This is a genomic window from Lentzea nigeriaca, from assembly GCF_016907955.1.
Taxonomy (GTDB): Bacteria; Actinomycetota; Actinomycetes; order Mycobacteriales; family Pseudonocardiaceae; genus Lentzea; species Lentzea nigeriaca.
In genome coordinates this window covers 58,836-74,546 of sequence record NZ_JAFBCX010000008.1, presented here as the reverse complement: position 1 = coordinate 74,546, position 15,711 = coordinate 58,836, and the positions used below count along the sequence as shown (strand labels likewise).

The 15,711-nt window shown below is 70.9% G+C and carries 11 protein-coding genes; 5 read left to right on the top strand and 6 right to left on the bottom strand.

Annotation, left to right across the window (positions count from 1 at the left end; genetic code table 11):
* Positions 1 to 21: 21 nt before the first annotated feature.
* Genes JOD27_RS26850 through nudC form a run of 4 tightly spaced genes read left to right on the top strand, consistent with a single transcriptional unit; the run spans position 22 to position 5,309 of the window.
* Positions 22 to 1,662 (top strand): DUF2207 domain-containing protein, encoded by a 1,641-nt coding sequence (locus JOD27_RS26850; RefSeq protein ID WP_204765060.1) that lies wholly within the window; start codon positions 22 to 24, stop codon positions 1,660 to 1,662.
* A 10-nt stretch (positions 1,663 to 1,672) separates the two neighbouring features.
* Positions 1,673 to 2,956, top strand: coding sequence for a M16 family metallopeptidase (locus JOD27_RS26845; RefSeq protein WP_204765059.1), 1,284 nt, complete (start codon positions 1,673 to 1,675; stop codon positions 2,954 to 2,956).
* On the top strand, positions 2,953 to 4,356 hold the full coding sequence (locus tag JOD27_RS26840; protein ID WP_204765058.1) for a M16 family metallopeptidase: 1,404 nt from the start codon (positions 2,953 to 2,955) through the stop codon (positions 4,354 to 4,356). The genes JOD27_RS26845 and JOD27_RS26840 overlap by 4 nt, the downstream gene beginning before the upstream one ends.
* Positions 4,353 to 5,309 carry an NAD(+) diphosphatase gene (gene nudC, locus JOD27_RS26835; protein WP_204765057.1) on the top strand — a complete coding sequence of 319 codons (957 nt, stop codon included), beginning with the start codon at positions 4,353 to 4,355 and terminating at the stop codon, positions 5,307 to 5,309. Before JOD27_RS26840 ends, nudC begins: the two co-directional genes overlap by 4 nt.
* A gap of 130 nt (positions 5,310 to 5,439) precedes the next feature.
* On the opposite strand, the gene JOD27_RS26830 is transcribed toward nudC, so the two are convergent.
* Entirely contained in the window at positions 5,440 to 6,189 is a 750-nt protein-coding gene (locus JOD27_RS26830; RefSeq protein ID WP_204765056.1) for an NmrA family NAD(P)-binding protein, read from the bottom strand.
* Complete coding sequence (locus JOD27_RS26825; RefSeq protein ID WP_204765055.1) at positions 6,186 to 7,388, bottom strand: FAD-dependent monooxygenase; 1,203 nt, start codon at positions 7,386 to 7,388, stop codon at positions 6,186 to 6,188. The genes JOD27_RS26830 and JOD27_RS26825 overlap by 4 nt, the downstream gene beginning before the upstream one ends.
* Before the next feature lie 56 nt (positions 7,389 to 7,444).
* On the opposite strand from JOD27_RS26825, the gene JOD27_RS26820 reads away from it, so the two are divergent.
* On the top strand, positions 7,445 to 7,912 hold the full coding sequence (locus tag JOD27_RS26820; RefSeq protein ID WP_204765054.1) for a MarR family winged helix-turn-helix transcriptional regulator: 468 nt from the start codon (positions 7,445 to 7,447) through the stop codon (positions 7,910 to 7,912).
* Here JOD27_RS26820 and JOD27_RS46800 read toward each other — a convergent pair.
* The 4 genes from JOD27_RS46800 to JOD27_RS26800 are packed head-to-tail and all read right to left on the bottom strand — an operon-like array spanning position 7,901 to position 15,670.
* Complete coding sequence (locus tag JOD27_RS46800; protein WP_204765053.1) at positions 7,901 to 8,917, bottom strand: DUF2399 domain-containing protein; 1,017 nt, start codon at positions 8,915 to 8,917, stop codon at positions 7,901 to 7,903. The two genes, JOD27_RS26820 and JOD27_RS46800, sit on opposite strands and share 12 nt — an antisense overlap.
* On the bottom strand, positions 8,914 to 13,014 hold the full coding sequence (locus tag JOD27_RS26810; RefSeq protein ID WP_204765052.1) for a TIGR02680 family protein: 4,101 nt from the start codon (positions 13,012 to 13,014) through the stop codon (positions 8,914 to 8,916). Before JOD27_RS26810 ends, JOD27_RS46800 begins: the two co-directional genes overlap by 4 nt.
* On the bottom strand, positions 13,011 to 14,201 hold the full coding sequence (locus JOD27_RS26805; RefSeq protein ID WP_204765051.1) for a TIGR02678 family protein: 1,191 nt from the start codon (positions 14,199 to 14,201) through the stop codon (positions 13,011 to 13,013). The genes JOD27_RS26810 and JOD27_RS26805 overlap by 4 nt, the downstream gene beginning before the upstream one ends.
* A complete protein-coding gene (locus JOD27_RS26800) occupies positions 14,198 to 15,670 on the bottom strand; it encodes a DUF2397 domain-containing protein (protein ID WP_204765050.1) in 1,473 nt (490 codons plus the stop codon). The genes JOD27_RS26805 and JOD27_RS26800 overlap by 4 nt, the downstream gene beginning before the upstream one ends.
* Positions 15,671 to 15,711: the final 41 nt, after the last annotated feature.

The following is a 15,711-nucleotide window of genomic DNA, read 5'->3' as shown; positions in this document are numbered from 1 at the left end:
ACTCCGCTATTGTCCGCAGCCGTGTTGAAGAACTGGGGAGTGGCGATCTTCGCCACGGCCGCGCTGACCGCAGTCATGACGTCGGGCACGGCCGTTGGCGCGCTCGCGCAGCCGCTTCCCGGGACGGTCAGCACAGAGGTGCGGATGAAGCTGGAGCGCGACGCCAGGCTGTCCGTCACCGAGACCGTCCACGTGCCGGACGGCAAGACGGTGAAGCGGACCGTCCCCTTGCGACTCGCGGTGGGCAACGGCCTGGAGCGCCAATACCAGGTCACCGACGCCAAGGTCGAGGGCAAGGGCAGCGCGACCGTCGACGACGACAAGTTCTCGGCGACGTTCGAGGGCGGCCAGGCGACGCTGACCTACACGGTCGTCGGCGCGGTCGCCCCGGTCGGTGACGCGCTGGAGGTCCGCTGGCAGGTCGCGGGCGGCTGGGACACCGAGCTCGACAAGGTCGCCGTCACGTTCTCCGCACCCGACTCGCCGACGTCGGTCAACTGCCTCGCGGGTCCCGTGGGCTCGTCGCAGCCGTGCACCAGCGCCGACCTCGCGGACGGCAAGGGCGTGCGGGCGCAGGAGATCAAGCTCGGCGCCGGTGAACGCGTCGACGTCGCGATTGGACTGTCCGCGGGTGTCGTGCCGCCCAACGCCGTCGTGGTCGAGCAGTCCGGTCTCGCAGCCGCGTTCGCCCTGACGCCGGTCAGCGGTGCCGCGCTCGGTGGCCTGCTCGTGTTGCTGCTCGGCGGTGTCGCCCTGCTCTGGTACCTGCGCGGCCGGGACGCCGCGGCGCTCGCGAGCGAGGTCCGCGCGGTGTCCGTGCTGGTGCGCGACCAGGCCGGACGTGTCGCGTTCGCGTCACCCGACGGTGTGCTGCCAGGCCAGGTCGGCACGGTCGTCGACGAGCACGTGGACGTCGTCGACGTGACCGCCACGGTCATCGACCTCGCCGTGCGCAACTACCTGTGGATCGCCGAGGTCCGCCAAGAGGATGGTTTCAGCCACGACTGGCAGATCGTGCGCCGCAACCCGGCCGACGACTCGCTCTCCGGCTACGAGAGGGCCGTCTACGAAGCCCTTCTGCCGCAAGGCGTCGACGCGGTGACGGTGTCCGAGCTGCGCGGCCGCCGGATCGATCTCGCCCAGGTCCGCGACCGGCTCTACGCGGACGTGGTGGAGAAGCGCTGGTTCGTCCGCCGCCCGGACGCCGAGCGCAGCCTCTTCTGGTGGGCGGGCATCGTGATCGCGGTGCTGGGCCTCGCCACGACCGTCGTGCTGGCGCTGACGATCGGCAACGCGCTGTTCGGGCTCGCCGTCGCCGTGGCCGGTGTCGCGCTGGCGTTCGGCGCCCGGTCGATGCCCGCCCGCACGAAGCGCGGCAGCGAGCTGCTGGAGCACGTCCGCGGCCTGCGCGGGTACCTGCACGGCGTGACGCCCGACGACGTTCCCGAGGCCGACCGCGAGCTCGTGTTCTCCCGTTCGCTCCCGTACGCGGTGGTGCTCGGCGAGACCGAGCGCTGGCTCGCGACGTTCGGCCGGCAAGACCTCTATTGGTACGGGAACGCGTCCGACTTCCGGCGCAGCTTCCCGGCGTTCCTGGGGGCGTTGGACGGCGTGCTGGCCCAGGCGGGCCACCTTCGATCGCTCCGGGCGCCGAACCCGTAGGCTTGCGGGCATGGCCTCACCCGAACTGCACAGGTTCACGTTGCCCAACGGCCTGCGGGTGGTGCTCGCCCCCGACGCCAGCGCACCGGTCGTCGGCGTCAGCGTGCACTACGACGTCGGCTTCCGCTCCGAGCCGGAGGGGCGCACCGGGTTCGCGCACCTCTTCGAGCACCTGATGTTCCAGGGCAGCGAAAGCCTGGAGAAGCTGGCCCACTTCCGCCATGTGCAGTCGTCGGGCGGCACGTTCAACGGGTCCACGCACCCGGACTACACCGACTACTACCAGGTGCTGCCCTCGGCGGCGCTCGAGCGGGCGCTGTTCCTCGAGGCCGACCGCATGCGCGCGCCGAAGCTCACCGAGGAGAACCTCCGCAACCAGATCGACGTGGTGAAGGAGGAGATCCGGCTCAACGTGCTGAACCGCCCGTACGGCGGGTTCCCCTGGATCCTCCTGCCGCCGGTGCTGTTCAAGACGTTCGCCAACGCGCACAACGGCTACGGCGACTTCGTCGACCTGGAGAGCGCCACGGTCGACGACTGCGCGGAGTTCTTCGACACCTACTACTCGCCGTCCAACGCGGTGCTGACCGTCGCGGGCGACCTCGACGTCGAGGCCACGAAGACGTTGGTGGAGAAGCACTTCGGCGACGTGCCCGCGCGGCCGAAGCCGGAGCGTCCCTCGTTCGCCGAGCCCGCACCGCAGGGGGAGGTGCGACACGAGCACAACGACGCGCTGGCTCCGCTGCCCGCGATCGCGATCGGCTACCGCGTGCCGGACCCGGTCACCGACATCGACGGCTACCTCGCCTACCTGGTGCTCGCGGGCGTGCTGACCGACGGCGACAGCTCGCGCCTGCAGCAGCGCCTGGTGCACCGCGAGGGCATCGTGATCGACCTGAACGCCGGCTGCGGCCTGTTCGGTCCGCTGGAGGCCCGCGACCCGGACACGTTCAGCATCACCGCGATCCACACCGCCGAGGTCTCCGCCGAGCAGGTCGTCGCGGCCATCGACGAGGAGCTGCAGAAGCTCGCGCAGGAACCGCCGTCGGCGGAGGAGCTCGCGAAGGTCACGGCCCGCTGGGCGTCGACCATGCACAAGGAGCACGACCGGCTCACGAACCGCACGCTGGGCCTCGGCTCGGCGGAGCTGCTGTTCGGCCGCGCCGAGCTGATCTACGAACTGCCCGAGCGGATCGCCTCGGTGACCGTGGACGAGGTGTCCGCCGCGGCCAAGGCGCTGCGTCCCGACGCCCGCGCCCTTCTTCTCGTCAAGCCCACCGGAGGAGCTCAGTGACCGCCGCGAAGACCCACCGTTCGGCTGAGGAGATCGGGCGCACGTCGGCAGGCCCGCGTCCGCTGCCGGAGCTCGGTGTGCAGAAGGCGGCCGCTGATCTGTCCACTGTGGACACGGTGCTGCCGAACGGCCTGCGCGTCATCGCGGTCAAGCGCGCCACTGTGCCGATGGTCGAGGTGCGGCTGCGCGTCCCGTTCGCGGACCCGGCCACGTCGAGCGCCGGCTCGCACCACTCCGCCCAGGCGGAGCTGCTCGCCAACACCGTGCTCACCGGCACCGCCTCGCGGTCCCGCGTGCAGATCGACACCGAGCTGGCGCTCGTCGGCGGCGAGCTCGACTCCGTCGTCGACCCCGAGCGGCTGAGCATCACCGGCAACGCGCTGGCCACCGGCCTCGGCACCGTGCTGGACGTGCTGCGCGACGTGCTGACCAACGCCTCCTACCCGGCCGACGAGCTGGAGCGCGAGCGCGGCCGCCTGGTCGAGCGCATCACGATCGCCCGCTCGCAGCCGAACGTCATCGCCCGCGAGGCGCTGCAGAAGGTGCTGTACGGCGACCACCCGTACGCCAAGGAGATGCCGGAGGCCGACGAGGTCGCCGCCGTCACCCGCGACGACGTGGTGGCGTTGCACCGCAAGGCGTTGCTGCCGCGCGGCTCGGTGCTCGTGGTCGTCGGCGACGTCGAGCCGGCAGAGGCCGTGGCCCAGATCGGCGAGGCGCTGGGTGCCTGGCAGGGCGAGGGCGAGGCCGTCCAGCTGCCGCCGCTGCCGGTGGTGAAGGGCGGTGACGTGCTGCTGGTGCACCGCGCCGGTGCCGTGCAGTCGCAGATCCGCCTTGCCGCACAGGCGATCCCGCGCACCGATCCCCGCTACCCCGCGCTGCAGATCGCGAACCTCGTCTACGGCGGGTTCTTCTCGTCCCGCCTGGTCGAGAACATCCGCGAGGACAAGGGCTACACCTACAGCGCCCGCTCGCACCCCGAGTTCACGATCCACGGCGCCACGCTGCTCATCGACGCGGACACGGCGTCGGAGGTGACGGCGGCAGCGCTGATGGAGACGCGGTACGAGCTCGCGCGGCTCGGCCTGGTGCCGCCGTCGGAGTCCGAAGTGGACGTTGCACGCCGGTACGCCATCGGCACGCTGCTGACCACGACGTCGTCGCAGTCCGGCCTGGCGTCGTTCGTGGTGAACCTCGTCGGCCTCGGACTGGGCATCGACTGGCTGATCGAGCACCCGGCCCGGCTGGAGAAGGTCACGCCGGAGCAGGTCGCCGCGGCGGCGCTGGAGTTCTTCGCTCCCGGCAACTTCACCGGTGTGCTCGTCGGCGACGCCGAGCTGCTCAAGCCGAAGCTCGCCGCGCTGGGTGGGATCGATCTGGGCGGAGTCTCGTTCCAGTGAGCTTCGACCTGGTAGGTCTGCCCGCGCTGTCGAGGTTCACGATCGACAGGAGCGAGCCGTTGCGCGGCGATTCCGAGCGGATCGCCGCGCTCTGGCCGAAAGCCCGCATGATCGTGGTCGACACCCGCGGCCGCACGCTCGTCGCCGAGCGCGGCACCCGCGTGGTCGACCGGCCCGCCGTCGAGTTCGGCGAGCAGCCGCCACTGGGCTCCGTCCTGCTCGGTGAGCAGGACGGAGTGGCCTACTTCGCCGTGCTGATGCCCGCCGAGGAGGGTGAGCAGGTCCCGGTCGGCCGTTCGTGGGTCGCGCCGGAACTGACCGACGAGCCGCAGTGGCTCGACCTGCGGCAGGCCGGTGCGACGCTGGACGACATGTCGGCGGGTCTCTTCACGACCGCGGCGGCGTTGTTCCAGTGGCACCGGCTGGGGAAGTTCTGCGCCAAGTGCGGCTCGCCGACCGGGCTGGAGAAGTCCGGCTGGGTCTCGGTGTGCTCCGGCTGCGGCCGCGAGGAGTACCCGCGCACCGACGCCGCCGTGATCTGCCTCGTGCACGACGGGGCCGACCAGGTGCTGCTGGCTCGCGGACCCGGGTGGCCGGAGGGCCGGTTCTCGGTGCTCGCCGGGTTCGTCGAGTCCGGTGAGTCGCTGGAAGCCTGCGTGGCGCGCGAGATCCTCGAAGAGGTCGGCGTGACCGTGCGGGACATCCGCTACCTCGGCAGCCAGCCGTGGCCGTTCCCCCGGTCGCTGATGATCGGGTTCGAGGCCGTGGCCGATCCTTCCGAACCGCTGGTGCCTGCCGACGGCGAGATCGCCGAGGCCAGGTGGGTGTCGCGGGCGGACGTCCGCATGGCGATCGAGGAGCCCGGCAGCGTTCCGGGGCTCGGGCTCGCGGGCGGGGCGTCGATCGCGTTCCGGATGCTGCAGAGCTGGTCGGGAGCGGCGCACAGCGCCTGACGAGGTCCCGTCAGGGTGTGCCTCGGCCTCTTCCGGTGTGGCCTGGTTGCGCACATCACACCGGAAGTGCGGGTGGCTCATGAGCCACTTGGCGAGGGCGCGCGGTGAACGCACGCCCGACGCTCCGGTATCAGCTCGTCCGGGTGGCGATCCAGTCCCGGTAGGTGTGCCAGCCGACCTCGGGGAACTCCGCGTGGAGCGCCGCGAGGTCGAGGTCCAGCCCGATCTCGGTGTGGTGGCGGAACATCGCGGCCAGGTCGGCGGAGTACCGCTCGGCCTGGGCGAGTGGGATCTCGACGAACTCCGTGCCCCTGATCGCGGCCATCTCCGGTCCGGTGAGGCGGTCGCTCGCTATGTCGATGCGGCGGTTGCGGAACCGCTCCGGCTGTTCGAAGGCCAGCACGGCCATGGCCGCGATGTCCTCGGGCGCGACGACGTAGAGCTTCAGGTCCGGTGGGATCGGCAGGGCCACCGGACCTTCGGCACCCATGAACGCGGCCGGGCCGAGGACCGTCCACTGAGGATGGTGCGCGGCCAGGTGGTGCTCGATCTCCGCTTTGGTGTCGAAGTGCGGGATGCCGGTGCCGCGGTCGGCGTTGGTGGCCGATGTGAAGACGACGTGCGGCACGTGCCGGGCGGCGTCGATCGCGGCTTTGCCCTGCGCCACCTCGTTGGGGTCGCTGAGCGGGGTCATCAGGAAGACGCCGTCGACGCCCGCGAACGCCTGCGTCAGCGAGGCTGGGTCGTCGAAGTCGCCGTGAACGTCGTTGGGCTGCTTGGGGTTTCTGGTCACGCGGCGGACGTCGTGGCCGCGGTCGGTCAGGAGCCGTGTGACGGCACCGCCCTGGGTGCCGGTCGCGCCGGTGACTGCGATTTTCACGGGCCGATCCTGGAGATGTAGCCGTCCGGGCGGACGGTGGCTTCGAGGCCGTCCAGCACGATGCTGGTGCCCTTGCCGTCGGAGAGGTCGAGGTCCGGGACGAACGTGCCGGCCAGCGGGTGGTCGCAGCCCGTGTCGTAGCGGATGTCGGTGCCCTGGATCATCGCGGAGATGCGGGACTTCACCTCCCGCAGGTCGAGCAGGTCGCTGAACAGCGAGTGCAGCTCGCGGGACTGCGGATCCGGGCGGGACAGCGCGACCTGGGCCATCGTGTTGCGCAGGACCCGTTCCGCGACGGGGTGGCGTTCGGTCGTGTAGGTGTCGATCAGCTCGGAGTCGCCGGTGGCGAGCTTCCAGCCGAGGTTCAGCGCGTCCTGCAGGCCGAGGTTGAGACCCTGCCCGCCGAACGGAGAATGGACATGGGCGGCGTCCCCCGCCAGCAGCACGTTGCCCTTGCGGTAGGTGGCGGCCTGACGGGTGTTGTCGGTCCAGACGGTGGCGGTGTGGACGGCGGTGATGCGCACGTCGCGGCCGCTCACCCGGCGCAGTGAGGCTTCGAGGATCTCGCGGTTCACCTCACGGGTCGCGGGCGGGCCGGAGTACTCGATCATCATGATGCGACCCTGCATCGGACCGGAGGCGTAGACGCCGGTGGGCGTGTAGTTCCAGCCGCGGTCGAGGTCGCCTTCCAGGTCGACGACGGCCTGGTAGCCGGTGAGGCTCGGGCCGGTGCCGGGGAAGTCGATCCCCGCGAGCTTGCGGACGGTGCTGCGGCCGCCGTCGCAGCCGACGACGTAGTCCGTGCCGAAGTCCAGGTCGGTGACCTCGACGCCGCGGCGGATCTCGACGCCGAGTTCGAGGGCACGGGCTTCGAGAACGCGTTCGAGTGCCTGCTGGCTCAGCATGACGAGGTCGAGACCGTCCAGTTTGAACAGTCCGGCGAAGTGGCCGGTGCTGCGCCGGTACCAGGCGAGGCGGGCGATCTCGGCCTCGCTGGCGGCGGTGATGGCGGGGCCGAGGCCGCGCATGGCGAGCATCTGGAAGCTGCGGCCGCTGAGCATTCCGGCCTTGATGGTGTCGGCCTGGGAGGTGAGGCGTTCGAGCACGGTGGTGCGCATGCCCTGCAGCGCGAGTTCGGAGGCGAGCAGGAGGCCGACGGGCCCTGCGCCGACGATGGTGACATCCCCAGAGGTTTTCATGGACAACATTTGACGATGAAAATGTCTCGGTGTCAAACCTGTTTTAGGATGGTCGCGTGACGGAGCCGATCTACTCGTGGCTGTACGTGCAGCAGGGCGTCGACGCGGTGAAGGCCGCGATGGGGCGCCGCATGGAGGCGGAGGCGGGGTGCTCGCTGCTGGAGCACGTGACGCTGTACCAGCTGCACCACAACGGCGGCCGGTTGAAGATGCTCGAACTCGCTGAGCTCCTCGACGTGAGCCCGTCCGGTGTCACGCGCCTGGTCGAGCGGCTGGTCAAGCGCGGATGGGTGACTCGCGAGCAGCCGCCGGACAACCGGCGCCTCGTCTACGCCGTCCTGACGCCGGAAGGCGAGAAGGCGTGCCTGGGCAGCACCGCCGTGGTGTACCGGGCGTCGCTCGCCGAGGAGTTCACCGAGCTGCTGAACGAGCGCGACCTCGCCGACCTGCGCCGCATCGGCCGCAAGCTGCTGGAGGGACACGGCCGGTGGGACGTGAAGAGGTTCGCGCCGTCAGACGAGTGACGGCAGCACGTGCTCCTCGGTGACCATCAGGCCGGTGGTGGCCATGGTCTCGGCCAGATCGGGGTCCCAGCTCGCGTTCTCCGGCCGGCTGTGCAACGTCGGCAGCTCGACCCCGCGCGCGATCAACGTGGCGACGGCCTCGCGATAGTCGGCCGCGGACATCCGCCACGCGGTTCCGCCGGTCCACGCCAGCACCTCGTTGGTGACGCGGATGCCGTCCGGCGTGAAGTCGTTGTGGCACCGGACGATCCTGCCGTCGAGGTGGTGCTTCGCCTGCGCGGTCAGGCCGTTCTGCAGCACCATCAACGGCCCTGGCACGCCGGACTCGAGCAGCCGCGGGCTGCGGACGACGGTGATCTCCCGTGCTTCCAGGGTGTCGTTCAGTGTGAGGTAACCCTGCGAGGTCAGCACCGGGTTGCTGTAGGCGTCGGGCAGCACTCCGGACCGTTCCCAGTCGGTGCCCGCGAGCTGCAACGCCTTCCGCACGATGCGCGCGAGCGGCCGGCCGTCGTCCAAGTCGTTGCCCGCCAAGGCGAACCGCGTCGTCCACCGCCGCGGCTCCTGACTGAGCTTCGCGAGAATCGCCGCGGCCTGGTTCGCGATCATCGGCAACGCGGGCTGCGGGATCTTGCCGTACTTCCGCACGTCCTCGATCCACTCGGCGGCCCACGGGGCGTTGAGAAGTCCGTGCTCGCGCAACGCGAACTTCAGCACGGCGTCCGCGGTCGAGGCCTCTTCGGACGTGGCCAGGCCGACAGGCTTGCCGTGCACGGCTTCCAGCACCTCCGGCAACGTGCTGCCGTGAGCGCGAAGATGCTCGTCCAGCCGTGCCAACGAGATCTGCCGGCGGGCCGGGTGCGCGATCGGCTTGCGCAGCAGTTCACCGAGGACGGTCGCGGTGGCGGCGTCCTCGACGCGGAAGCTGAACGCCGAGCGGCCGCCGCCCTCCAGGGTCTCGCGGGCGAGGCGCCAGAACTCCGCGAGCTCGGGCTGGTCGGGGTTCACGGGTCGATCCGGTCCAGCGCCGCGCCGTCCCACGTCGTCTGCGTGCACGCCACACCCCGGCCGTTCTTGGGCCGCAGCACGTCGTAGATGTGCATGCGCGGGATCTTGTCCGACACGCCCCACCCGCTCGGCCAGGTGATCACCCAGTCCATGTCGAGGTCGACCAGCAGGCCCAGCATGCGCGCGATGGTCGGGTCGTCGAGACGTTCGAAGGCCTCGTCCAGCAACACGAGGCGCAGCGGGTCGAACTCGTCGCTCACCGCGTCGTAGAAGCTCGCAGCGGCCGCGAACAGCGTCACGTACGAGATCAGGCGGGTCTCGCCGGACGACAGCTGGCGCAGCCGCCGTTCGCGCGGGTTGCCGTCGGGGCCCGTGTCGGCGACGGTCACCGTGAACTGGTGCCACGTCCGGTAGTCCAGCGCTCGCGACAGGATCTCCGCGTAGCCGCCGGAGTGCGTGTCGCGCTCGTTCTCGATGCGCTCGGTGAAGACGCGGCGCAGCGTGGCGTCCTGCTCGGGCGTGCGCTCGCCGAACGGGAGCCGCACGAGCGCAAGCGCTTGCCTGGTCGAGTCGTCCAACGCGCTCGACGACTTCCAGGCCAGCTTGACGTGCACGCCCTGGCTGGAACGAGCCTGGGAGAGGACCTCGTTCATGCGCTTGGTGAGGTCCTCGGCGACGGTGATCTGGCCGCGCAGCCACTCGGCGAGGTCGCGGATCAGGTAGTCGGCGAAGATGCCCTGGTACTGCTCGTCGAGGAAGCCGCGCTGCTCGGCCAGTTTCGTCGTGACCTGGCGGGCGGCCACGGCGACGGGCTTCGCACCCTCCTCGCCGGTCACCGTCACGGTCAGCAGGCCCGCGTGCTGCTCGGCGGCGATGTCGTGGCTGCCCGCCAGCGAGGTCTGCAACGCCTGGAGCTTCGCGATCACCGTGGCCTCGGTGCCGCCGCGGCGGTCGCCCGCGTCGGCGATCGCCTGGCGCACAGCGGCTTCGAGGGCGGCGCCGGCGAGCTGCCGGGCGGCCTCGTCGTCGCCTGGTTCGCCGGTCCGGCTCTGGGTGGTGCCGTCGGCCAGATCCGGGAACGCGGCGGCGATCAGTCCTGGCGCGCGAACCGTCGCCGAGAAGTTCGCCGTGGCACGCTCCAGCGCCTCGGCGGCCTCCTCCACCTGTGTGGAGTTGTTCTCCAGCAACGCTTCCAGCTTCGCGGCCTGCTCACGTGCGGTCGTGATGCTCTCGCGCACGCCCTTGAGGTCCTCGCGCATCTTCTTGCGCGACTTCTCGAGCTGCGTCAGCTGTTCGCTGATCTCCTTGGCCTCACCGCCGACCGCGTCGGTCAGCTCGGCCAGCGTGCCCGCCTGGGCCGCGTAGTCGATGCAGCGGGCATCGGCGTCGGCTTCGGCGGTCTGCCGGTCGGCCACGGCCTCGTGGTAGCGGTGCGAGGCGTCCGTGAGGTCGGAGATCGTGCCCTGGCAACGCCTCCGCACCGCGTCGCCGAGCAGATCGGCTGTGCGCTGGGCCTCCGACGCCGCCGCCTGGGCCTGCCGCAGGCCCTCGGTGTCCGAGGGCAGCCCGGCGTCGGCCGCCTGCCTGGTCAGCTCGCTCTGCGCCGCTTCCAGCCGCGCGTTGGCGTTCTCCAGGGCGTCGCGCAGCTCGAACGTGCGCTGCTGCGCCCGTGCCGCGGACTCCTCGGCGGCCTGGACGCGGGTGTGCTTGGCGATCAGCTCGCCGTCGCCGGGGAACGCCGCGACGTGCGCCTCCCACGTGGCGACGTGCTCGTGCGCGCGGGCCAGTTCGTCTTCCGCGGTGCCGAGCTGGGCGCGCAGCTCGGCCAGTTCCTCTTCCAGGGCGGCGATTCGGCGGCCACGGGCGGCTTCCCGCGCACCGGCGCCGATGAACTCGGCCTCGGGCTTGGTCCACCGGCCGGTCAGCACGCCCGTGCGCCAGTCGCCGGTCGTGGTCATGTCGTCCAGCGACACCGCGCGTAGCAGGTCGGCGACGAGCGACTCGGGCACCGGCGAACCTTCGACGGCCGGCACCAGGAACTCGGCCAGCGAACGTCCTTCGACCACGGGCCGCGGGACTGCCAGAACGTCGCTGAGGTCTGTGCTGTGCGGGGTCACCCAGGCGTCCAGCAACCCGCTCGCCTGCAGCGCGGCCTCCAGCCCCGCTCGCTCGTCGTCGGTGAGCGACGGCGCGAAGTCCACGAGCCGGTAGAAGGGTGCGCCGACAGCGGGATCCCGGTCGGCCGACGTGTACGGGCCGGGCACCGGCACCCGCTCGTTGCCCGAGCGCAGGCCGACGAGCTCCTCGTCCAGCGTGTCGAGGCGGGCGCGCAACTCGGCGCGCTGCCTCGTGAACGCGTGCGCGGCGTCACGGGCGGCCTGCACCAGCGGGCCGACCCACTCGCGGGCCTTCGCGCTCAACGCCTTGGCAGCGGCGGGATCGGTGGTCTGCGGCAGAACCAGGGCCTCGGCAGGGCGTTCGTCGAGCAGCGGGCCGCTCGACGTCCACGCCTCGACCTGCTCCAGCCAGGCCTGCACGACCTCGGCCAGCTCCTGCATCTCCTGGTTGCGCAACGCCGTCGACTCGGTCGCGCCGAGCTGGGCGTCGCGGGCCTTCTGCCGCAACGACTCCACCTCGCGCTGCTGGGCGTCCAGCGCGATCGCCTGCTCGTGCAACGACAGCGCGAGCGCACCCCGTTGGCGCGCAAGGGAAGCGATGGCCGTGGTCTGGTCGATCACCGACGTCAGCGCGGCCAGCACGTCCTCGGTCGCGGCGGCGGGCGGCACGCGGCGTTCGATCGGCAGCGGTTCTGCCTCGGGATCCGGCTTGGCACGCACGGAATCCGTGGTCGCGGTGGCCTCGGCGGGCGGGACCTGCGGCACGTCCGGCGCGAGGTCGGGGTCCATGCCCGCCAGGCGCAGGTTCTCGCGCAACGGGTGGCTCAACGCGTCGGCGGCGCTCAGGTCTTCGGCGAGCCTTCGCAGCAGGCGCAGCACGTTGTCGACGGCCGCATCCTCCTGGGCGCGCTGGCGGTGGGCGGTTTCCAACGCCGCAACGGCAGAGGAGCGCTTCTCCGCCACCAGGTTCTCGCGCGTCTTGAGGTCCTGCAGGTCGCGGAACGCCGGCAGTTCCTTGAGCGCCGCGATGGTCTCCTCGGCCTGCTGCTCCCCGGTCTCCATGTCGACGAGTGCCTGCTCGGACGCCGCCCGCTCCATCCGCGTGACGTCCAGCTCCCGCGAGAGCTTCGTCTGCTCACGCCGCAACTTCGCGACCGCCTTCTCGGCGGACTCCAGCCGCTCCGAAGCCGACCGCAGCCCGCCGAACGCGTAGTCGCTGTAGGTCTTGAGGAACGTCGACAGCGCACTGTCCGCAGAGGACAGTCGCACGATGTTCTCGCGGATCGACTCCAGGTCGTCGAACGACGTCGCGAGCTGCTCGATCATCGTCTGGTCCAGCGGCGGCAGCGCGTCGGACAGGATCTGCTCCAGCTGCCCTTCCAGCACCTTCAGGCCGACGTCCGGGTTGCGCAGCGTCCGCTGCAGGTGCAGCAGGTCGCCGTACCGGGCCGCGGGCACGCCGTAGACGGCATCGGCGATCTTCGCCCGGAACGCCGGCTCCTCGAACATGCAGTCCGCGCCGATGATGTCCCGCAGCTGCGCCGGGCCGTGCGGAACGCGTTCCGGGCCGGCGAGCTGCAGTTCCGTGCCGACGCGCATCGGCGTGACGAACCGCCACGAGTCCGTGATCGCCTGCGAGGTCTTCGACGCCTTCACGCCGAGACCGCACGTCAGGTACTCGTTGCCCGAGTGGTCGGCGGCCTCGCGGATCAGCTCGACCCACGCGTAGCCGATGCGGTTCGGGCCGCCGTCGTAGTCGTCGAGCATCAGGCGCCGGATGCTGACCGTGTCGAAGCCCTTCGAGCCGAGCTGGCGCAGGTCGCCGTCCAGGCACAGCGGCAGCAGCAGCTCCAGCGTGCGGGACTTGCCGGAACCGTTGGTGCCCTGGAAGATCGCGCGGCCGCCGGAGAAGTCGAACGTCTGCTCGGTGTACTGCCAGATGTTGACCACGCCGCCGCGGTGCAGCCGCCACCTGCTCATGACACGTTCTCCTCATCGAACAGGGACCAGCTCGGCACTTCGGGCACCACGACGGGTTCCGGTTGTTCTCGTTCTGGATCGCCGTCGGGTTCCGGCAGCCAGCGGTGTGCGGCCGCGCTGATGGACCAGCCTTCCTCCACCGGCACCGCGAGACCCATGCGGCGCAACAACTCCGTCACCTCGGCGACCAGCCGGTCGAGGTCGTCGGTGAACTGCTTGGACCACGCGGCGGGGTAGTCCTCGACGAGACGGGCGCAGACCTCGCGGATCCGTTCCACGGCGACGACGTGCCGCGCGGGCGGGTCCTCCGAGTCGTCCTCGACGAGGTCCGGCAACGCGAGCAGGGCGATGCGCGCGACCGTCGAGACGCCGGGGAACGACAGGTCGGTCAGGAAGTCCTCGGGATCGGCGGCGAGCACGCCCTCGACCCGGCACTCGGTGTAGAGGCCGAACGCCTGTTCCAGCAACGCGGTTTCCTTGCGCTGGTTGCGCCGCAGCCACTCGGCCTGGTCGTCGGGCAGGTCCGCGTAGAGCACCAACGGCGTCTCGACCAGTTTGCGCCGCACCGCGTGCTCGACGCCGCGCGGACCCGGCCGCGCCGCGAGCTCGATGAGGTGGGCAGGGCTCTGGGCTTCGCCGACCGGACCGGTGACGAGCTGGCCCAGCAGGTCCGTGTCGATCGTGATCAGCGCTTCCTGCGGGATCATGTCCTGCGCGACCGAACCCTCGGTTTCCTGCAGCACGCCAAGGGAAACGAGGTGGCGCAGCGCCGCCGTGAGGGCCCGTCGCTCGGTGACGTCGTCGGGTGCGTCGATGCCCGCTTCGACCGCGGCGGAACGGATGTCGGCCACGAGCCGGGACAGCAGCGTCTGCCGGCCGATGCCCGTGAGCACGGCGAGGGTCAGGGCCAGATACGCGTACGCCCGCGGAGACATGCCGAGGACGCCGCGGGTGTCGTCGTGGCCGGGGCCGGACTTGTAGAGGCGCGCGAACCGGCGTTCCACCACGAGCCGGTAACCGAGCAGGCCCGCGAACAGGTCCTGAAGCGTGGCCCGGTGCCGGTAGACGAGGCTGAGCAGCTCGCCGTCCGGGCCGTCGGACCGCAGCAAAGGCCTGCGCAGCAACGCTCTGGCGCACCGCACCACGTTGGCGGCGTCGATGTCGGAGAGGTTGTCCAAGTGGTTCATTGCTTCAGGGCCACCGTCGCGTCGTGCAGAGTGAGCGTTCCGGCGGCGGATTTGATCTGCGTCGTGGTGCCGTGGGCGATCTCGAGTTTGAGGCCGCGTACGGGGTCACTGGCCGATCCGCTGTCCTGCGGCGAGTCGCGCTGGGCCATCGCGAGCGTGAGCAGCTCGCAGAAGACCTCCAGCGCGCCGTGCGTCAGCGTGGTGTTCTCCAGATTCCCCGCGGCCCTGGTGAGTTCCGCGACGTGGCGCGCGCGGAGCTCGTCGGCCTCACGGGCTTCCGCGAGCAGCGACTGCTCGGTCATCGGGTCGTCGAGGATCCGCGACGGTCTGCCGCGCGCGCCTCGGTCGCCGCGGGATCGCACGGAGACCGTCACGTCGCAGACCGGGCCGTCGCGCCACGGCGTGCGCTCGTTGTCCGAGTCGTGTTCCGGCGCGGGGGAGAGGTGTCGCGCGCTGTAGAGGCCGAACGCGGACGCGTAGATCTCGTGCGCTTCTTCTCTGGTCGAGTTGTCGAACCAGCTCGCGAGCTTCAGCAGTTCGGCGCGGCGTCCCGGCAGCAGACCACCGCCGGACGTCGCCCGCTTCACGCTCGCCAGCAGGCTGCCGATGGCGCGGGCGGTGGCTTCGCGCAGCGCCGTGACCTGGCTCGGGCGGCCGGGCCGGTCGACGAACCAGTCCGTCAGCTCCTGCCAGTCCTCGGGCGTGCGGCCGCGGGCACGTTCGACGCTCGCGCCCAGGTCGGTGCTGAGCAGCCTGAGCAGTTCGGAGCGGGCTTTGGTGAGGCGGGCCAGGGCTTCGGCGATCGGGGGCGTGTACTTCAGGACGTCCTCGACGACGCGTTGGATGTACTCGACGAGCAGGTTGCGGAAGCCCGCGATCTCGTCCGGCGCCAGGTGGTTCCTCGTGACGACCTGGCCGAGGTAGGCGTAGAAGTCGCGCACCGTCGCCGCGAGCTCGGCGTGCTGCAGGAACAGGGTGGTGACGCGCTCGGCGAGGAGTTCCTTGGTCTTGTCGCCTTCGTTGAGCAGGGCGACGCTCAGCGATCCGCCCAGCTCGTTGAGGCCGCGTTCGATGGCGGGCAGCAGCTCACGGGACACCTCGCGGGCCCCTTCCGGAACGCGGAGCAGCTCGTCGACGTCACGCTGCACGCGGACGGCGAGCTTCGACACCTGGTACCGGACGCTGCCGTGCTGGAACTCGGCGATGCTGGCCGCCACCACCTCGCGCCGCCCCTGGACGAGGTTGCCCCACTCGACCAGCTGCTTGAGGCGGTTGATGACGTTCTCGATGCGGCTCTCGCCGGGTTCGACGCGGCCTTCCCTTTCCTGACCCGCCAGCGCTCCGGCGACCTCACCAGCGCTGAGATCCGCCAGCAGCGTGGAGGTGAACAGCCGCATGATCGCCAGGTACGTGCGCTGGTGATCGCGCGCGTCCAGATAGGCGTACAGCTTCAGCCGCTTGTGCTCCACGACCGGCCACCCTAATGCGCGCGCCTCGGCGATGCGGCGCT